Annotated in this window: 16 protein-coding genes, 1 tRNA gene and 2 rRNA genes; 11 read left to right on the forward strand and 8 right to left on the reverse strand. The window is 63.6% G+C overall.

The window, feature by feature from the left end; genetic code table 11:
- The 3 genes from CRO48_RS13175 to CRO48_RS13185 form a co-directional block, all read left to right on the forward strand.
- Positions 1 to 72 (forward strand): 23S ribosomal RNA (locus CRO48_RS13175); the annotation flags it as partial.
- 204 nt (positions 73 to 276) lie between these two features.
- Positions 277 to 391: ribosomal RNA gene (rrf, locus tag CRO48_RS13180) — 5S ribosomal RNA — on the forward strand.
- A 132-nt stretch (positions 392 to 523) separates the two neighbouring features.
- Positions 524 to 600 (forward strand) — tRNA-Met (locus CRO48_RS13185).
- A gap of 132 nt (positions 601 to 732) precedes the next feature.
- Here the strand turns inward: CRO48_RS13185 and CRO48_RS13190 are convergent.
- On the reverse strand, positions 733 to 1,677 hold the full coding sequence (locus CRO48_RS13190) for a glycosyltransferase family 2 protein (RefSeq protein ID WP_097139999.1): 945 nt from the start codon (positions 1,675 to 1,677) through the stop codon (positions 733 to 735).
- A 345-nt stretch (positions 1,678 to 2,022) separates the two neighbouring features.
- On the opposite strand from CRO48_RS13190, the gene CRO48_RS13195 reads away from it, so the two are divergent.
- From CRO48_RS13195 to CRO48_RS13225, 6 genes are all read left to right on the forward strand, one after another.
- Positions 2,023 to 3,294, forward strand: a complete 1,272-nt coding sequence (locus tag CRO48_RS13195) for a hypothetical protein (protein WP_245423520.1) — start codon at positions 2,023 to 2,025, stop codon at positions 3,292 to 3,294.
- Between the two features lies 1 nt (position 3,295).
- Positions 3,296 to 4,114: a WecB/TagA/CpsF family glycosyltransferase gene (locus tag CRO48_RS13200; protein WP_097140001.1), complete on the forward strand. Its 819-nt coding sequence runs from the start codon at positions 3,296 to 3,298 to the stop codon at positions 4,112 to 4,114.
- A gap of 4 nt (positions 4,115 to 4,118) precedes the next feature.
- Positions 4,119 to 5,051 (forward strand): NAD(P)-binding domain-containing protein, encoded by a 933-nt coding sequence (locus tag CRO48_RS33385; RefSeq protein WP_407071928.1) that lies wholly within the window; start codon positions 4,119 to 4,121, stop codon positions 5,049 to 5,051.
- The gene (locus CRO48_RS13215) at positions 5,048 to 6,154 is read left to right on the forward strand and encodes a DegT/DnrJ/EryC1/StrS family aminotransferase (RefSeq protein WP_097140004.1); all 1,107 of its coding nucleotides are present in this window, start codon (positions 5,048 to 5,050) and stop codon (positions 6,152 to 6,154) included. The genes CRO48_RS33385 and CRO48_RS13215 overlap by 4 nt, the downstream gene beginning before the upstream one ends.
- Positions 6,155 to 6,308: 154 nt before the next feature.
- Positions 6,309 to 7,283, forward strand: coding sequence for an NAD-dependent epimerase/dehydratase family protein (locus tag CRO48_RS13220; RefSeq protein WP_097140006.1), 975 nt, complete (start codon positions 6,309 to 6,311; stop codon positions 7,281 to 7,283).
- A 29-nt stretch (positions 7,284 to 7,312) separates the two neighbouring features.
- Entirely contained in the window at positions 7,313 to 8,539 is a 1,227-nt protein-coding gene (locus CRO48_RS13225) for a DegT/DnrJ/EryC1/StrS family aminotransferase (protein WP_097140489.1), read from the forward strand.
- 264 nt (positions 8,540 to 8,803) lie between these two features.
- Here the strand turns inward: CRO48_RS13225 and CRO48_RS13230 are convergent, their stop codons facing one another.
- The 6 genes from CRO48_RS13230 to CRO48_RS13255 form a co-directional block, all read right to left on the reverse strand.
- Positions 8,804 to 10,327: an O-antigen translocase gene (locus CRO48_RS13230; RefSeq protein WP_097140007.1), complete on the reverse strand. Its 1,524-nt coding sequence runs from the start codon at positions 10,325 to 10,327 to the stop codon at positions 8,804 to 8,806.
- A 20-nt stretch (positions 10,328 to 10,347) separates the two neighbouring features.
- Positions 10,348 to 11,253: a dTDP-4-dehydrorhamnose reductase gene (rfbD, locus tag CRO48_RS13235; protein WP_097140009.1), complete on the reverse strand. Its 906-nt coding sequence runs from the start codon at positions 11,251 to 11,253 to the stop codon at positions 10,348 to 10,350.
- Positions 11,250 to 12,317, reverse strand: a complete 1,068-nt coding sequence (gene rfbB, locus CRO48_RS13240; protein ID WP_097140011.1) for a dTDP-glucose 4,6-dehydratase — start codon at positions 12,315 to 12,317, stop codon at positions 11,250 to 11,252. Before rfbB ends, rfbD begins: the two co-directional genes overlap by 4 nt.
- Entirely contained in the window at positions 12,314 to 12,892 is a 579-nt protein-coding gene (gene rfbC / locus CRO48_RS13245; RefSeq protein WP_097140012.1) for a dTDP-4-dehydrorhamnose 3,5-epimerase, read from the reverse strand. Before rfbC ends, rfbB begins: the two co-directional genes overlap by 4 nt.
- Complete coding sequence (rfbA, locus tag CRO48_RS13250; RefSeq protein ID WP_097140014.1) at positions 12,889 to 13,767, reverse strand: glucose-1-phosphate thymidylyltransferase RfbA; 879 nt, start codon at positions 13,765 to 13,767, stop codon at positions 12,889 to 12,891. The genes rfbC and rfbA overlap by 4 nt, the downstream gene beginning before the upstream one ends.
- Before the next feature lie 109 nt (positions 13,768 to 13,876).
- The gene (locus CRO48_RS13255) at positions 13,877 to 15,166 is read right to left on the reverse strand and encodes a polysaccharide biosynthesis/export family protein (protein ID WP_097140016.1); all 1,290 of its coding nucleotides are present in this window, start codon (positions 15,164 to 15,166) and stop codon (positions 13,877 to 13,879) included.
- A gap of 492 nt (positions 15,167 to 15,658) precedes the next feature.
- On the opposite strand from CRO48_RS13255, the gene CRO48_RS13260 reads away from it, so the two are divergent.
- Together CRO48_RS13260 and CRO48_RS13265 are read left to right on the forward strand one after the other, a co-directional pair.
- Positions 15,659 to 16,420: a helix-turn-helix transcriptional regulator gene (locus CRO48_RS13260; RefSeq protein WP_097140018.1), complete on the forward strand. Its 762-nt coding sequence runs from the start codon at positions 15,659 to 15,661 to the stop codon at positions 16,418 to 16,420.
- A 223-nt stretch (positions 16,421 to 16,643) separates the two neighbouring features.
- A complete protein-coding gene (locus CRO48_RS13265) occupies positions 16,644 to 17,705 on the forward strand; it encodes a porin (RefSeq protein WP_097140020.1) in 1,062 nt (353 codons plus the stop codon).
- Between the two features lie 54 nt (positions 17,706 to 17,759).
- Here CRO48_RS13265 and CRO48_RS13270 read toward each other — a convergent pair whose 3' ends face one another.
- Positions 17,760 to 19,097 (reverse strand): glycosyltransferase family 2 protein, encoded by a 1,338-nt coding sequence (locus tag CRO48_RS13270; RefSeq protein WP_097140022.1) that lies wholly within the window; start codon positions 19,095 to 19,097, stop codon positions 17,760 to 17,762.
- Positions 19,098 to 19,106 lie beyond the last annotated feature (9 nt).

Genomic DNA, 19,106 nt, shown 5'->3' on the forward strand with positions numbered 1-19,106 from the left:
TGATAGGCCGGGTGTGGAAGCGCAGCAATGCGTGAAGCTTACCGGTACTAATCGCTCGATTGGCTTGATCGTTCTCATTGAAAATGCTCATCGAATGAAATTCGATGAGCCATCTCTTCTGTCCTGACGCGAAAAGCGCTCCGGACGGGCCGCGCCAAAAGGCGCGACGGCCATCTGGCCTTGCGGAGCTTCGCTCCGACGCCCAACCAGAAGAAAAGACGTGTTCAAAAAAAGGCACCGCCTTACCAGCTTCTCAATCAATTTGCCCTTAGCCGACCTGGTGGTTCTGGCGGGGTGGCTGCACCCGTTCCCATTCCGAACACGGCCGTGAAACGCCCCAGCGCCAATGGTACTTCGTCTTAAGACGCGGGAGAGTAGGTCGCTGCCAGGTCTGCTAAAGGCAAATTGAGCTCGCTCAGCGAACAAAAGATCAGCTTCTCATCACATCATCGGCCCAAGCCGAAAAAAACCGGGCCGCCTTCCAGCGGCCCTTTCGTTTTGATACAATACATAACCGGAATAACGCGGGGTGGAGCAGCCCGGTAGCTCGTCAGGCTCATAACCTGAAGGCCGCAGGTTCAAATCCTGCCCCCGCAACCAATGATCCCTCCGATCGCAATAAAGCCCCCTCGTGGGGCTTTTTGCGTTTCTGCGCAGTGGCAAGCTCGACGGAGCGAAGCCGATCCGCTTATCGAGGTGCGTTCGTCGCAGAAGGCGGCGGACGTCTCGCCATCAGACGCGGCCAAGTGGCGACAACGCCGCACGCAGCGATGCGCGGTGCGTCGCCCGCTTGCCGGAACGTAAAGCCTCGCCAAGGGCGACCCCCAGCCGAAACAGGAACGTCGAAACTGGGCCGTGATGACGGCGGAAATAGCGGATGCGGTTGGAGGTCAAAAGTGCCGAGAGATATGGGTTTCGCTGATAGTCGCCGCCAATGTGCAGGACGGTCGATGTGGGCTCATAATAGACCGCCAGCCCTGTGCGGCGGACGCGCTCCATGTAGTCCACTTCTTCGCTGTAGAGGAAGAACGTCTCGTCCCACATTCCGACCTGCCGACGGGCTTCGGCGGAGATGAGCAGAGCAGCCCCGGTTGCCCAGTCGATGGTTCCGCCATTGCCGTAGAGGAGCGGATCGTCGACGACCTCGCCAAGTCCTATGCCCGCGGATATCCGGCCGCCGAGCAGCGCTTCAGACCACGCACCGATGAGCGACGGCTCCTGCCGGATCGAACGGGCGACACTGCCATCCTCATTGAGGATTTGCGGGACGACGATACCGATGGTCGGATCCAGTAAACGGTTGCGCATTCGTGCGACAGACCCCTTGTGCAGGCGTATGTCCGGATTGAGGACAAGGATATCGACATCGTCGCCGACGGTTGCTGCTGCAGCGTTGATTCCTGCCGAATAGCCGCCATTTCTGCCGGTTTCTATCACACGTGCACCGATTGGGTGCTGCCGGGCAAGTGTGACGGACTGGTCGTGGGATGCATTGTCGACGACCACGATCTCATAGTGCCGCGTGCCCTCAAGCCCATGCTCGAGTGAATCGAGCAGCCCGCCCAGGACAGCTGCGCTGTTGTAGGTGACGATGACGACCGCTACTCCTGCGGAGGCGTTGTTGGACGTCGAAATGGAGGCGGGCCTGTCGCCTGCGTTGGACGTTTTTTCCCTCATGTTTTTCCTCGCTCGGCGTCTCTCTGCTGCAATTGCGCGCTCGCGCAGCATCGCAGGATCGGCCCGGTACAGGAAGACTGCCGAGAGAGGTAGAAGCCTGGTTGCGCCGAAACGCGCTTAAGCCGGATAGGCATACACCCTGTGCGGTGGTTCATCCGATCGATGAATGCCGTAACCTCCACCGGCAAAATATGCCTGCATCGCTAAGACTTTGAGTGCGGTGGAATATCGGCGCGAATTTTCTAGCATGGTTTTGTGGAAGCAGGCGGGGTCCCGTCCGCGCGGTGTTGTCGTCTGACCCGAGGCCGCCTCCTCGAGCCGGGTGGCCATAGAATGGAAGGTTACATGTCGATCGAACCTCAACGCACGACACATCCCTTCACCAATGGACGCGGCGACGCGGGAGCGGTACGGCTGTCTTTCAATCGGGGGCCTTCCGAGGATAGCACTCGGCTGCAGGCGCTGGCCCAGGTTTCGTCGGCAGCCCGCACGCGGGTAGGCCAGTTCATTACACTTGCCGGCGACGGCCTGCCGCGCATGCATGACGGCTGGACCTTCGGCCATACGTTGCGCGCCGTAAAAGGCGAGCGCGGCTGGAGCGAGCGGCTGGAAGGCGACAGCCTGCGTTATGCTGCCATGGTCGCCCTCGGCCTTTCCTATCTCGGGGAGGGTGAGCAGAGACGCATCCTCGGAAACGGAACGGCTGCCGACCTGGCGCGTGCCTGTGCGGAGCGAGCGAGGTCGTCTCAGGATGCCGGTGCGATCGCATTGTCGGCCTGGGCGGCGGCCGAGGCGGGACATTTTCATGCCGAAGCGTTGTTCGATCGTCTTGCAACGAGGATCGGCTCGGCCGAGCCGCTGGCGACGGTGGAGTGCGCGTGGGCCGTCATTGCCGCGCTCTCTGCCGCCCGGCTGGGCAGCACGGCGCAGCTCCTGGATGCGGCTGCTAGGCGTTTGACGGAAGCTCAGTCCGAGACGGGGCTTTTCCCGCATATGCTGCCGGCAACGGCAAGCGGACGTTTGCGGGCGCACATTGGTTGTTATGCCGATCAGGTCTATCCGATCCAGGCGCTGTCGCGCTTGTCGGTGGCGCGCGGTGACGCCGGAGCTCTCGAAGCCGCCGATGCCTGCGCTGCGCGCATCTGCGCACTGCAGGGTCCTTCAGGCCAGTGGTGGTGGCACTACGACACGCGGGACGGCACGGTCGTGGAGGGATACCCTGTCTACAGCGTCCATCAGCATGCGATGGGTCCCATGGCCCTGCTGGACCTGATGGAAGCCGGCGGTACGGCGCACTGGCAGCCGATCCTCCTCGGCCTGCGCTGGCTGGACGACCATCCCGAAACGGTTTCGACGCTGGTGTGCCCGGAGAAGGGCGTCATCTGGAGAAAGGTCGCCCGCCGTGAGCCGGGCAAGGCCGCACGCGCGATTGCCGCCGTCACGACCGCCGCCTCGCCCGGCCTGCATCTTCCCCTGGTCGATACGATCTTTCCCCCGGGCGAAGTCGATTACGAATGCCGGCCGTATGAGCTCGGCTGGCTGTTGTACGCCTGGAATGCGGAGGGCGCCGTCACCTCCCTTGCAAAGCAGCCGGCCAGCGAGCCTGAGGAGATCTGAGATGAACCGTCACCGTCAGCTGTTGTTCGGCATGTATCTCGATGCGGTGCGCATGGACGACGTGATCGAGCGCTGCCACGAGGCGCTTAAGACCCGCAGCCGCATGCTGCTTGGCGTTCTCAACGCCGCCAAGGTGGTCAAGCTGCGGCAGGATGCGCTGCTGCGCGATTCCCTGATCGAGTGCGACCTGCTCGTGGCCGACGGCCAGTCGATCGTCTGGGCCAGCAAGCTCCTTCGGCGCCCCCTGCCGGAGCGAATAGCGGGCATCGATGTCTTCGACCGCCTGCTGAGGCTGGCTCATGAGGAGGGACGCTCGGTGGCGCTGCTGGGAGCGAAGCCCGACGTTCTGCGCAAGCTCGAGGAGGTCGTCGCCAGGCGGTTTCCGGGCCTGACGATCGCCTGTAGTCATCACGGCTATTTCGAGCAGCACGAGGCGGAGCGTGTGGCCGACATGATCCGCGCTTCCGGCGCCGACATGCTGTTCATCGGCATGACGTCGCCTAAAAAGGAAATCTTTCTCGGAACCTACGGGTCGTCTCTCAATGTGCCCGTCCTGCACGGGGTCGGCGGTTCATTCGATGTCATGGCGGGGTTGACCAAGCGGGCGCCGGTGGCCTGGCAGCGAGCCGGCATGGAGTGGGCCTATCGCCTGCTTCAGGAGCCGAGACGGCTGTTCTGGCGCTATCTGGCGACCAACACCAGTTTCATTCAACTGACCGCCCGCGAGATGTTTCATCCGGCAAGGGCGTTTGCGGCCGAGCGGAGCGGACCGGTACCGCAGGCCGGCTCTTCGGCAACCGAACGCGTGAGTGGAGCTTAGGTCGATGAACGAAGTCTTCAGGGGCCGGCTGGCCATCATCGGTATGGGCTACATCGGCCTGCCGACCGCGGTCGCGATCGCGACGCGCGGCATCGATGTGATCGGCGTCGATATCAATCCGGCAACCGTGGCAGCCATTTCGCGCGGCGAGGTTCCCTTCGTCGAGCCAGATCTGGCGGTCGCCGTCAGCGGTGCGGTTGCTATGGGACGGCTGAAGGCGACGACGGAGACACCGGAGGCGGATGCCTTCATCATCGCCGTTCCCACGCCCTTCAACGAGGACCGGACGGCCGACCTTTCCTACGTCAAGGCCGCGGCCGAGCAGATCGCTCCAAAGCTCAAGCCGGGCGACATCGTCGTGCTTGAATCGACCTCGCCTCCCGGAACCACGGAGAAGATCGGGACCTGGATCGGGGCGTTGCGCCCCGACTTGCGCATGCCGCGCGACGGTCAGGCGGTGGCGACTGGGATGAGCCACGTGCTCGGCGAGCCGGAGAACATCGCCTATCTGAACCTCTTCTTCGAGAGCAGGCTGATCGCCCACATCCATGTCAACTGGCTGGCGCCCGTGAAGGTTCGCCGCACGCTGATCGGCGGCAGCAGCAAGATGATCGTCTATGACGATCTCGAGCCCAGTGAAAAGATCAAGGTCTACGACAAGGGCATCACGCTCAACGGCGGACCGCAGACCAACGGCGACGTCTACCAGATGCTGGTGGGATACCGCACCGGCGACATGTACGCACCCCAGCTGGACATGACGGAGGCGCTGAACCGCGAACTGCGGCAGTTCGTATCCTGCGTCGAGAACAACGAACAGCCGGTCGCCGATGGACATGCCGGCCTTCGCGTCGTGCGGATCCTCGAGGCGGCGACGCAGTCGCTGGCCCAGCGCGGTCGCGTCGTCGAACTTGGTCAGGCGAGGATGATCGCATGATCCCCTTTCTCGACCTGAAGGCCCAGTACGCATCGATCAAGGAAGAGATCGACGCGGCTGTCCTCGGTGTTCTCGCATCGGCTCAATACGTGCTCGGCGACGAGGTGGCGGCCTTCGAGCGCGAGTTTGCGGAATATTGCGGTGCAAAGCATGCGATCGCCGTCAATACCGGGACCAGCGCGCTGCACCTGGCGCTGCTCGCCGCCGGAGTGGGGCCCGGAGACGAGGTCATAACGGTTCCGTTCACCTTCGTCGCAACCGCCTCGGCCATCTGCTACACCGGCGCGCGTCCGGTCTTCGTGGACGTCGAGCCGGTCACGCTGACGATGGACCCGACCGCGCTTGAGGCTGCGATCACGCCGAAGACGAAGGCGATCGTGCCGGTTCACCTCTACGGCCAGATGGCCGAGATGGACGAGATCGCCGCCGTCGCCGCCCGTTACGGCCTGCCGGTCATCGAGGATGCCTGCCAGGCGCACGGCGCGGAATACAAGGGCCGGCGCGCCGGCAGTCTCGGCGTGTCCGGCTGCTTCAGTTTCTACCCCGGCAAGAATCTTGGCGCCTGCGGCGAGGGCGGGATCGTCGTGACAGGCAATGACGAGCATGCCGCGCGCATACGCATGCTGCGCGATTGGGGGCAGGAGCAGCGCTATCATCACGTGCTCAAGGGCTTCAACTACCGCATGGACGGTATTCAGGGCGCCATCCTTCGGGTGAAATTGCGGCATCTGGAGAACTGGATCGCGATGCGTCGCGCCCATGCGGCACGCTATACCGCGATGCTGGCGGATTCCCGCGACATTCGTCGCCCATCCGAAATCGCCGGCAGGCGCCACGTCTACCACGTCTATGCCGTGCGCACCGACGATCGCGCTGCCCTGCAGGACCGGTTGCAGGCGAACGGTATCCAGTTCGGCCAGCATTATCCGATCCCCGTGCATCTCCAGGCAGCACACGCCGATCTGGGCTACGGGCCCGGTGATTTCCCCGTTTCCGAGGCAGCGGCCCGGGAGGGCCTTTCTCTGCCGATCTATCCGGAGATGACCGTCAGGCAGGTCGAAAGCGTCGTCGCGGCGGTGCGGGCGAGTGCCTACGTCGGATAGAGCGCTGAGGCGTGTCGCAGAAGCAGATCCCGGTGCCTGCCCGGGCGCATACGACCGGCCAGCGGAGCAGGTGCCACTGGCCACGGTGAAACAACAACGCATTAGCCAGGCGCGATGGGCTGTCGCGGTCGAGGTTGGAAGCAAGGGGCGAAACATGAAGGATAAACGGGTACTCATTACTGGCGGCGCCGGACTGATCGGTTCGCACATTGCCGATCTGGTTGCACTTGAGGCGCCTCGCGAGATTCTTGTTCTCGACAACTTCGTGCGCGGACGACGTGAAAATCTCAAGGCCGCCGCCTCCGCAGCGGCTTTGACGGTCATCGAGGGCGACATACGGGATCGAAAGCTGCTGGCCGAAGTGCTCGATGGCGTCGACATCGTCTTCCACCAGGCTGCCATCCGGATCACGCAGTGCGCCGAAGAGCCGCGCCTGGCTTTCGACGTTCTGGCGGGTGGCACGTTCGACGTCCTGGAGGCCGCGGTCAATGCCGGCGTCCAGAAGGTCGTTGCCGCCTCGTCGGCATCCGTGCTCGGGCTGGCCGAGAGCTTCCCAACGACCGAGGACCATCATCCCTACAACAACCGTACGATCTATGGCGCGGCCAAGGTCTTCAACGAGGCGCTTCTGCGCAGTTTTGCAGACATGTACGGCCTGCGCTACGTAGCTTTGCGCTATTTCAACGTCTACGGGCCGCGAATGGACGCCTATGGCGTCTATACGGAGGTGATGATCCGATGGATGGAGCGCATCGCGGCCGGCCTGCCGCCGATCATCTTCGGTGACGGGCTGCAGACGATGGACTTCGTCGATGCGCGCGACATCGCCCGAGCGAACATGCTGGCGGCGAAATCCGACGTCACCGACGAGGTCTTCAATGTGGCGAGCGGCACCGAGACCAACCTTCTCGAGCTGGCGCATCTGCTCATTCGCATCATGGGGTCCAACGTGGAGCCGCAGTTCCAGCCGGTCCGCAAGGTCAATCCTGTGTCACGCCGGCTAGCCGACACCAGCAAGGCGGAGCGCATGCTCGGCTTCCGCACCGAAATTTCACTTGAGGAAGGGCTCGCAGAGCTGGTCGAATGGTGGCGCGGCGAGGTTGAAAGAGCGGAGGGAGAAGCGGCGTGACGACGTTTCCGATACCCGTAGCAAAGCCGATGATGGACGAACTCGAAATCGAGGCTGTCCGGCGGGTGGTGATGTCCGGATGGGTGACGCAGGGACCGGAAGTCGCAGCCTTCGAAAATGAATTCGCAACCTTTGTCGGCGCGCGGCATGCCTGCGCCGTCTCGAACTGCACGACCGCCCTTCATCTGGCCCTAAAGGTCGTGGGCGTGGAGCCGGGCGACGAGGTCGTGACGGTCAGCAACTCCTTCATCGCAACCGCAAACGCCATTCGCTATTGCGGCGCGATACCGGTGTTCGTCGACATAGAGGCGGACGGCTTCAACATCGATCCGGCCTCCATCGAGGCGGCAATTTCGCCGCGGACGAAGGCGATCCTGTGCGTTCACCAGCTCGGCATGCCCTGCGATCTTGCGAAGATCGTTCCGATTGCCAAGCGCCATGGCATCGCGCTGGTGGAGGATGCCGCCTGCGCATCCGGCAGCGAGATCCTTTGGGACGGGCGCTGGGAGAAGATCGGCAAGCCGCATGGCGACGTCGCGTGCTTCTCCTTCCATCCTCGCAAGCTCTTGACCACGGGTGATGGCGGCATGCTGACGACGTCAAACCCCGACTACGACGCGAAATTCCGCCTGTGGCGTCAGCATGGCATGAGCGTACCGGACACCGTCCGCCATGGTTCGACGCGTGTCATCTTCGAGAGCTATCCGGAGCTAGGGTACAATTACCGGCTGACGGACCTTCAGGCCGCGATCGGGCGCGTTCAACTGGCCAGGTTGCCGGAACTCGTATCGACCCGCCGCCGCCTCGCGGAGCGCTACCGGGACGGGCTCGCCAGAATTCCGAGCGTACAGGCACCCGTCGAACCGTCTTGGGCCCGCAGCAACTGGCAGAGCTACTGCCTTCGCCTTTCCGACGGTGTCGACCAGCTGAAGGTCATGCAGACCCTGCTCGACCAGGGTGTTTCGACGCGAAGGGGCATCATGACGATCCACCGCGAACCGGCATATGCCGAGGTGGGCAGCCACCGCACGGTTGGAAGGCTTCCGCGCAGTGTCGCTGCCCAGGAGCGCTCCATCATCCTCCCGCTTTATGCGCAGATGACGGAGATGGAACTCGCCACCGTGCTTCAGCAACTGTGCGCGATCTGCCGGGCGCCTTCTGCCGATCGCGTCGTCATGGCAGGCGCGGTGCGGATGCTGGCGTTGCCGGCATGGCTGGCGACCATGGTTGAGAACGGCGCCGTCTTCCTGGCGTGAAGCGAAAGGTTGGTCTGCGCCTGTAGATGCTCCCTTGCGCGAGGCCGAAGCAAGCATCAAGAAAGCGGCCCGGGCTTTTCGGCCCGGGCTGCTTTCTTGTCGTCCGTCAGCTGTCTCGCGCAGGTTTCGGCAGTGCAGGCCGAGGACGGGTTCGGATTGCATTTGCGACCCTGATTACGCGGCACGATGCTGCACAGGGGTAGGGCAAGGAGGCATGTCCGTCCGTCGGCGGGCTGTCCTGGCGCCGTCACGGAAGGCGAAATCTCAAGCGGACTTGGATACCGCGGATTTGGATACCCATGTCCTGATCGGTGAGGGCAGCGATTCCGCCGGCATCAGGCCCACGAGATAGCGCAGCGAATAGAGTCCGCTGAGAAGGGTCGCCAGCGTGCCGACCGCCATGCCCTCCCATGGCGGCAGGTAAACGGTCGCGCAGAAGACCAAACCGGAAATCGTCAGGAACACGATGGCGAGCTTCAGGTTGGCCTGCGACCAGCGGAACTGTGAAAGCTTCCGGGCGATGTAGTACACGAACAGGCAATGCCAGACGTAGAGGCCGAAGTAGGCGATCCCCGAGCCGATCGGGCCGAGGTGGGGCACAAGGAGCCATGCCAGCCCGATATGCACCAGAAAGGCCGCAGCATCCCCTACCAGGAAGATCATCCGCCGGCCCTTGGCGACCATGATGAAGCCCATCGGCCACGCGATGATCCGCAAAAGCATGCCGAGGCAGATCCAGCGCAATATGTTGGCCGCCGGATAGAATTCCGGCGTGTAGAACAGCCACATTGCCAGGGACGCGAATGTGAGGGTCGCCAGCACGCCGGGTGCCGCAAGCAGGAGGCTAATCTGCGTTTGCTGGTTTACCAGGCGATTGACCGCAGCGTGGTCGTTGGCGACGGCCGTCAGCCGGGGGTAGAAATCCGCACCCATCGCCTGCAGGATGAAGCCGGCATAGATGCCGCCCAGCACCCAGGCGGCGTGATACTGACCAGCCGCGGCGATGCCATCCTCCCAGAGGACGAACAGCCTGACGATATAGGATGCGCCGTATCCCATGAGCCCTGCCAGCATGAAAACGAAGCCGAGCTGCATCAACGGCACGACCTCCTGCCAGACTTCACGGAAGGTCATCCTCGGGGGACTGATCGCAACCTTGCGGCTGAACCACCAGCACATCAACAACAGTGCCGCAGCACTGGCAACGATCGCGGGCGCGATCGCGCTCGGCCCGAACATGTAGACGAGGACAATGGTGATCGTCGTCGACGCGAGCCCGGATAGGATCTGCATGCGCGCCAGGCCGCCGATATCGCGCAACCCCTGTATAAGGGCTACCTGTCCGCCGGCGGCAAGTTGCAGCAGGACCGCGAGCGACAGCAGCGCGACGCCGTACACATGTTGATCGTCGCTGAAGGTCAGACGCGCGATCGGTTGCGCGAGCGCCACAAGCATGATCGCGCCCAGCAGGCCGAGGACCATGGACGTCCGACGTAAAACCGTCGCCGTGCGGGCGATCCGGTCGTTGTCGCCGCTGCCTGTCGCCTCCGCGATCTGGCGCACGCCGCTCGAGGCCACGCCGCAGCCGGCGAGCGTCTGTGTAAGGTCGACGATGGATTGGTACAGGCCGATCTGGCCGATGCCGGCGGGGCCGAGTAGAACTGCCAGCGTCTTGTTGCGAATGATGGAGAACAGCACATTGACCAGCGACGATCCGCCTATCATGACCATGGTCTTGAGGATGTGGAAGTAGCTGTGGCCGTCCGAATGATGTTCCTGCGATGCCATTGGCCGCTCCGGGCGTCGGATCAGACGCCTGTCCTCTGGGAAAGATTTTTGTGATCTGCCTCAAGTATGCGCTGTACAACGGTGTCGGTGCTTGCCTGCCATGGCGGGGCGCGCCAGCCGAAGGCGTTCTCGAACCTGTCGCAACTGAGGCGTGAATTTGCGGGCCGCACGGCCTTTGTCCTGAAATCCGCCGAGCTGATGTCCAGGACTTCGGCAAAAGGTCCGCCTGCCGCCCGGCTCGCCGCGAAGACATAACGGGCAAAGCCTGCCCAGTTCGTCTCGCCGGTGCCGGCGACGTGATAGATGCCGAAATGATCCCGCGCGGGATGCGTCGCCACCTGCAGGATCGCGGCTGCAAGGTCGAGCGCACAGGTCGGGTTGCCCCACTGGTCCGATACGACCTGAACGGTACCGCGCTCGCAGGCAAGCCGAAGCATCGTCTTGACGAAGTTGGCGCCGAACGGGCTGTAAACCCAACTGGTCCTGAGGATGAAGTGCCGCGGATTGGCGCACGCGACCGCATGTTCGCCCCGCAGCTTCGTATAGCCGTACACTGTTCTCGGCTGCGGTTCGTCGTCTTCCCCGTAAGGATGTTTCGCATTTCCCGAGAAGACGTAGTCGGTCGAGATGTGAATGACCGGCACGTGCAGCGCTGCCGCCGCCTCCGCGACGTTCGCAGCACCGATCACGTTGACCTGGTAGGCCGTGTCCCGATCGTCCTCTGCGCGATCGACCGCGGTATAGGCTGCGGCCGAGACCACGACGTCGGGATTTGCCGCCGCTATGGCGCGCCGGATCGAGGCGGCGTCTGTTAGGTCGAGTGCGGGACGGCCAACGGCGATCAGGTGGATGTCGGGCCGGGCGGCTGAAAGTTCCACGAGGCTGGACACGACCTGTCCGCGCGATCCGGTCACGAGAATTCTCATTTCACCGCTGCCAGCTTGCCCAGGCGGTCGCCGCCATAGATGCCGTCGCGAAGGGGGCGCCACCACCATTCATTGTTTAGATACCAGTCCACGGTTCGCTCCAGACCGCTTTCGAAGGTCTCTTCCGGCCGCCAGCCGAGTTCGCGCTCGATCTTGCTGGTATCCATCGCATAGCGTCGGTCATGGCCCGGACGGTCAGCAACGAACGTGATCAGATCGCGATGACTGGCGCCGTTGCAGCGCGGTCGCTTGCGGTCGAGAGCGTCGCAGATTGCCTCCACGACCGCGACGTTGGTGCGTTCGCTGGCGCCGCCGATGTTGTAGCTCTGGCCGATGCTGCCGCGGGCGGCGACCAGCGCCAGCGCCCGGGCGTGATCCTCGACGTAGAGCCAGTCACGCACGTTCATGCCGGTGCCGTAGATCGGCAGGGGCTTCTCCTCCAGCGCGTTGAGGATCACCAGCGGGATCAGCTTCTCCGGAAAGTGGAAGGCGCCGTAGTTGTTCGAGCAGTTGGTCAGGACGACCGGCAGGCCGAAGGTGTGATGCCATGCGCGCACGAGGTGGTCGGAGGCGGCCTTTGAGGCCGAGTAAGGCGAAGACGGCGCATACGGCGTCTGTTCGTTGAAGCTGCTGTCGTCGAAGGCAAGATCGCCGAAGACTTCATCGGTTGAGACATGATGGAAGCGAAAGCGCGAAGCAGACGCCTCCGGCAGTTCGTGCCAGTATTTGAGCGCTGCCTGCAAGAGTTTGAACGTGCCGAGCACATTGGTCTCGATGAAGGCTGCCGGCCCGTCGATCGACCGGTCGACATGCGTTTCCGCGGCCAGGTGGATGATGCAGCCGATATTCTCGCTTCGCAGCAGCTGCGCGACCGCGGACTCGTCGCAAATATCGGCCCTGACGAAGCGGTAGTTCGGCAATGCCGCAATCGCAGTCAGCGAGGCGAGATTGCCGGCGTAGCTCAGCTTGTCGAGGTTGACGACGCGGTTGTCCGGGTTCGTTGCGAGATGGCGGCAAAGGGCGGAGCCGATGAAGCCGGCGCCGCCGGTGACGAGAATGTTCATGCGCTGGCCTCCTCCATTGCCTCGTAGAGCTGGGCCTTCGCCAGCCGCGGCGCGTTGCGGTCCTTGTCCGAAAGCTGGAACTGGGAGGCGGCGAGCGGCCAGATGATGCCGATGTCCGGATCGTCGAACCGGATGCCGCGATCATGCGCGGCCGAGTAGGGACTGCTGACCTTGTAGATTACCTCCGTCTCCGGCTCGAGCGTCAGAAAGCCGTGCGCGAACCCCTTCGGCACGAGCAGCTGGTTCCACTCTTTCGCCGAAAGGCGCGCCCCGCACCACCGCGCAAAGGTGGGCGACCCCTTGCGGATATCGACCGCGACATCGAAGATCGAGCCCTTCACCACCCGCACGAGCTTGTCCTGGGCGAAGGGTGGCAATTGGTAGTGCAAGCCGCGTAGGACGCCGCGTGCGCTTGAATAGGAATGGTTGTCCTGCACGAAGGCCAGCCCGATGCCGGCATCGGCGAAACCGCGTGCGCTCCATGTTTCGGAGAAAAAGCCGCGTTCGTCGACGAACTTCCTCGGCCGGATCTCCAGCACGCCATCCAGTTCGAGCGGCCTGATCTCAAACGTCATGCGGCGTATTCCTCGGCCAGGCGATTGAGGTAAGCCGCGTAGGAGGTTTTTCCGAGCAGGCTGGCCCGGTGGCGCACGTCCTCCGGTCCGAGCCACCCCATGTCAAGCGCGATCTCCTCTGGGCATGCGATCTGTACGCCCTGCCGCCGCTCTACGGTGCGCACGAAGGACGACGCGTCCTGCAGGCTGTCATAGGTGCCGGTGTCGAGCCAGGCATAGCCGCGTCCGAGCTGGCAGACGTTAAGGTCGCCGCGCTCCAGGTAGATGTTGTTCACCGCGGTGATTTCAAGCTCGCCGCGGGCCGACGGTTCGATCGAACGGGCGATGTCGACGACGTCGTTGTCGTAGAAGTAGAGCCCCGTGACCGCCCAGTTGGACTTCGGCGAAAGCGGCTTCTCCTCGATCGTCAGCGCCTTGCCGGTCTCCTTGTCGAAGCTGACGACGCCGTAACGTTCCGGATCCTCCACGTGATAGGCGAAGACCGATGCGCCCGTGTTGCGCGCCGCCGCCTGGCGGCAGACATTCGGCAAGCCGCTTCCGAAGAAGATGTTGTCGCCGAGGATCATGGCGACGTTGTCGTCCCCGATGAACTGCCGCCCGATGATGAATGCTTCCGCAAGGCCGTTCGGATGCGGTTGTTCGGCATATGAGATGTCGAGACCGAAGTCCGATCCGTTGCCGAGCAGCGCCTGGAAGCACGGCAGATCGCGCGGTGTGGAGATGATCAGGATCTCTCGAATGCCGGTCAGCATCAACACGCTGAGCGGATAGTAGATCATCGGCTTGTCGTAGATCGGAAGTATCTGTTTCGACACGGCGATCGTCAGCGGATAGAGGCGCGTCCCGCTTCCTCCGGCGAGAATGATGCCCTTCATCGCGTGTGCCCCTCCAAACCCTGACGTTGCGGACCCCGATACTGCGGCCTGTGATGTTGTGGCCCCTGACATTGCGGCCCCTGACATTTGGGTATGCGTGCCCCCCGCTTCATTGGCTCGCCTCTTCCGTTGAAGCCGCGTCGGCGGCCTGCTCGGCGTCCCTGATGCGAACCCGCTGGACACGAACGACGTCGCCGGGAAGGAGCGTCGTGGTCTCCTCCGCGTCGATCGGCGTCACCTTTCCGTCGACGCGCCGGGAAATGCTGTAGGTGGTGATCGACGGCTGGGCACCGTTTTCCTCGCCGGTATCAACGCCCAGCGTGTCCGTCAGGAACCGTTGCCTGGTGTCGCGCCGCAACTGCAACTGCTTCAGCGCACCGCGCTCGGACTGGAGCTGTGCGGTGACGTCGGCCTGCCGGTTATCGGCAAGACCTTCGAGGTTGCGTGTTGCCTCCGCTATGTTCTGTCGTGCGCGCATGATCGCGGTCACCATGTCGAGCCGCGAAGCCTGGTAGCTGCGCAGCGTTCTTTCGAGGTCCGTCTGCCGCGTCGGCAGGATGACGCCGCGGTCCACCATCGGCTTGATGGTGGCCAATTCCTTGCGAACCGAATCGAGATCCTCGTCGTTCGAGTCGATCTTCTTTTCCAGCGCGTCGATTTCCTGCGCCATCAGGTCGCGCAGTTCGGCGAACGAGCGCGACTGGCGCTCGACGACCGCGGCGCGTGCGGCGAATATCTGTTTCTCTTGGTCGTAGATCCCCGCCGCCAGCGGATTTTTGCGATAGGGCTTCATGTCGAACTTGAACTCCTTGGCCCCAGCCATCTCCGCATCCAGGCGCGCCACGCGAATGGTGCTACGCAGGATGGAATCGTTGAGTTCGCGCAGCTCTCCTGCGAATTCGGCGCGATCCCGTGTGCCGCTGAGGCCCTCGGGACGGAACTCGCCGCCCGCCAGCGCGAGTGCCTGCAACACCGTCAGCCCGGGCCGGAACCGGAATTCGCCGGAGGTCGTCACGTCGCCCACGACGTAGATCGGAGGATAGTCGACGATGGCGATGGAGGCTTCCGGCTTTTCGACAAGCCCGATCCTGGCCTTCAGCTCGTCGGCGATCTTGGCGGCGAGCTGCGCCTCGTCGAGGTCGCCCACCGGCACGTTGCCGAGAACCGGCAGGGCGATTGTGCCCTCGTCGGATACGACAAATTCGCCGCCGAGCGCATCCCACCGCTCGTAGACGCCCCGCGTTGGCATCCATTGTACCACGTTCAGCCGCAGTCGTGTCTGCGGCACGAGCTTGGAGGCGAACGCGGGTACGGGCGCTAGGAGAATGCCCAGCAGAAGCGCCGAGACCATGGTCCCGGCTCCTATCGAACGGCGACGATGCAGGGTGGTGCCTGGCATGTGTGTCTCCAACCTGAAAGATCCCGGGCATGAACGGCGGCGTAAGACATATGCTCGCCCGCCAGCGCCCGGCTTGCCTCAGCGACGGCGCTTTCCAGTGTGCAAATTATTGAAATATTGAGAAGGGGAAGGACGTTGCTTCGGCTTCATCAATATTGGTGAAAGTGTATATGCCATACCTACCCACGTCGCCCTTCCCGTGCCCGAGCATAATCTTGCGCAATCTATGGGTGGTGCTCGGACGGGTGAGGTAGGGCGCCCCCTGCGCCGGGTTCCTTAGATGGTGGATGAGCGCTCGATCGCCTAGTTCGTTTGGATGATTGCCTGCCGCCGAGCGTGTCCACATGCGCTGCCTTTCGCGCCCTCCACTCAGCCCATTTGTGTCGTCGCCGTCGCTTCGGACGTGCGCTAAGGTCTTCGAGGTGATGCGCGAATGCGTCCGTCTGGCCGGTCGTCACGGCTGCCGGCCGACGAGTCGCGCGGGTGAAGGATATGGTGCTTTTGGACGGGAACGATTACGCGGAAGCGGGTTTGGGCGTGGCCGGAATCAGGGGTGGGCCTGAGCCGCAACGCGTGATGCTGATCATGTCGGATACGGGCAGTGTTTCACCTCGGCTCGTTGATGCGGTGGAGCGCGAGTTCCCCTGGATACTGGTCGAGCAGGTCGGCAGCGTCGCTGCCGCGTGCCGGAGCTTCTCCCACCCCGTGGCGCTGATGCTTGTCGACGTAGGCCTGATGGGGGAGGCGGAGGCTGCCACCGCGGCCCTCAACCGCATCCATTCCCATGCGCTCGCCGCGGTTATCGAGCCCCATGAGAAGCAGCAGGCCGCCTCCCTCTCGGCCATCGTCGACTCGCCGCTTTTCCGGAGCGTCCTGCCGATGGACATGCGTCTCGACATCTGGCTGTCGATCATCCGCTTGATGCTGTGTGGCGGCGAGTACTTCCCGCCCGGGTCGATGGTCAATGCGCGCCCGGCCGATGTCGGTCCCGTCCTCGCCTACAACGCGGCGGCGCAGCCCCCGCCGCGCAAGCCTGAGAACGGCGTTTCGGACCTCACCGCGCGCGAATTGCAAATCCTCGAAATGGTCTCGCGCGGCATGCAGAACAAGCTCATCGCCGCCGCGTTCGGCCTGTCGGAGCACACGGTGAAGATCCACCTGCACAACATCATCCGCAAGCTCGGCGTCCACAATCGCACCGAGGCCGCGGCCAGGTTCCGCACCGCCCGCCACAGCAACGCGTTGTTCGAATAGGCCCCTTGGCGCGCCGCCGAACCGCGGGTGGGGCCGCCGACTGGTTCCATCCCATGCGGCAAATTTATCTGAGCCGCGGGTTAATATCCATTGCCATCCCGGTCGCGTTTCTAAATTAGCAAACGATATTGCGTTGACCGCAAAGCGCTGCAATTCTCCCCGGTGAAATCGGTGGCGAGCCCTGATTCGCCGGCTGCTGCCTCCGACAACGGAGTGGGGATGCATGAAAATCACTAGCGTTCTTCTCGGCGCGGCGACCGTCGCGGCGACTGCATATGGTGCGCATGCGGCCGACGCCGTCGTCGCGGCCGAGCCGGAACCGATGGACTATGTCCGGCTCTGCGACGCCGAAGGCGAGGGGTACTTCTACATCCCCGGCAGCGAAACCTGCCTGAAAATCGGCGGTTACCTCCGGGCCGAGGTCGCCGGCGGCGACCCGAACGGGCAGGATACCTATCCCGGTGGAGGCGGCGATTCCTGGTTCACGCGCTCGCGGCTCTTGCTCACGATGGACACGGCGTCGGAGACCGACTTCGGGAAGCTCAACACCTATTTTGAGGTGGAGATAAACCGCGACGACAACACCGATGCCTACGAAACCATCAAGGCCGCCTATATCGAGCTGGCCGGCTTCCGCGCCGGTCTCAGCGACACGCTCTACACCGAATTCACAGGCTATGCCGGCAACGGCATCAACGACTATTACTACGTCGACTACGGCGACTTTGCCCGCAATCAGCTCCGCTACACCTACGATCCGGGCTCCGGATTCAGCTTCGGCCTGGCCGTGGAGGATCCGAGCGAACAGGACAACGACCGCGTCTACGACTACGCCGTGGCCGAAGACAGCTACATGCCCGATCTGGTCGTTGCGGCGGGTTACACCGCAGGCGACTTCATGATCCGTGGCGCAGGGGGCTATGACGCCTCGATGGAGGAGGGAGCCGTCAAAGTTCGCATCGACGGCAAGATCGGCCAGTTGTCACTGTTTGCGATGGGCGGGTGGAGCACCGACGGTGACCGGATCAACAATTATGCGCTCTGGGAAGGCGACTGGGCGGCGTGGTTGGGCGCGACCTATGATCTGTCCGACAAGGCGCAGTTCAATGCCTCGATCAACTTCGACGAAGGCGATGACATCGAAGCGGCGCTGAACGTGGTCTACACCGTCGTTCCCGGACTGACGATCACCCCCGAACTCGATTTCGTCAACAACATGGACGAGAAGGCCGGCCCTAAGGCCAAAAACTGGGGTGGTGTCCTGCGCGTGCAGCGCGACTTCTGAGCGCGTTCTTCCTGCATGGCCGGCAGCAGCTCTGGCCTGCCTCCACTGGTGGCGTTACCGCTTTGCAAAGCGGCTTATATGGCGCGCGCTCCATTCTTCCCAGTAGTCCAGCCGTTCCAGGTTGACGCCGCCGCGGGCGATCCCGGTTCCGGCATCCGTCATCAGCGATCCGGGCCGATGCGCGCCGAAGGATAGCGGCTGGCGCAGCCGCTTCCAGCCGCGCCAGCCGAAGACGAGTTTCAGCCTGGCGATATATTCGCTGTCCGCACCCGTGCGCACGTCTTCATAGTAGCCGGCCTGCGCCAGGGCCTCTTCGCGGCGGAAGAGCGGCGAAGCGGGGTTGAGCCGCGTGAGGGGGTAGACCTGCCGGGCGTAGAAGTGGCCGTGGTCATCGACCCGCGCCCAGTTCGACAGGGTGAAGAAAAGCCCCTTGTCCTTCAGAAGCGGCTTCACCTGACGGGCGATCTTTTCGGGATGCGCCCAGTCGTCGGAGTCCTGACAGGTGACGAACATCCCTCTTGCATTGGCGAGCGCCATGTTCCGAGCCGCATAGGGCCCGCCATTGCCGTCGCGCACGATCAGCCGGACGCGCGGGTCTCGCCCGGCCAGCTCCCTGACCACGGCGACGGTGTCGTCCGTGCTCGCATCGTCGACGACGACGACCTCGATGTCGCGGTAGGTCTGGGCAAGAAGCGACTCGATCGAGCGCCCGATGCGGGCGCCGGTGTTGTAGGCCGGCATGGTCACGGTGACGAGCGGGCCGCGGACGCTGCCGGCGGCAACGCGGCTGGCAAGGTTGGAGGCCGACATCGGCTTTGCCTGGTCGATCAGGGCGACGGGCGACAGCCCGTGCGAAGACAGATAGGCGTTTGCGAGATCCAGTTGCGTGCCGTCCTGCGGCATTGCATTGGCGAACAGGAGAAAAAGGTCCGGCTCGCGTGCGCCATTGCCACGGTCGATGGCGGCCTTCGCGGCGGCCAGCGCTTCGTCGCGCCGGCCTTGCGCCAGAAGCAGGGCAATACGCAGCCCGCTGCTCACAGGTGCGCCGGCGTCCACGAATTCAGCGGCCGTCTCAAGGCTGTAGGCCGCAATCGCCTCGGTTGCGGCGGCGAGCTGGCGCCCTTTCAGGAGGCCATTTGCCCGCGCTTTTCGCAGAAGCTCCACGCCTGCATCATTCTGCCCGGAGGCAGCCAGCGAAACGCCGAGCGCCAGTGCCTCGCGCCCCGAGCGCGGCTCGCGGACGAGAGCGCTCGCCGAGCGGTAGCAGCCGAGCCGGTAAAATGCCCAGGCCCGGCCGGCGCGCTCGCCGTCGGACTGCGACAGTGCAAGCGCTTCCGCAAACCGGTTGGTCGAGATCAGGTATTGGAATTGGATACGACGGAACTGCAGCACGGACCACCC

Origin of the sequence: Rhizobium subbaraonis (assembly GCF_900220975.1) — a bacterium.
GTDB lineage: Bacteria > Pseudomonadota > Alphaproteobacteria > Rhizobiales > Rhizobiaceae > Mycoplana > Mycoplana subbaraonis.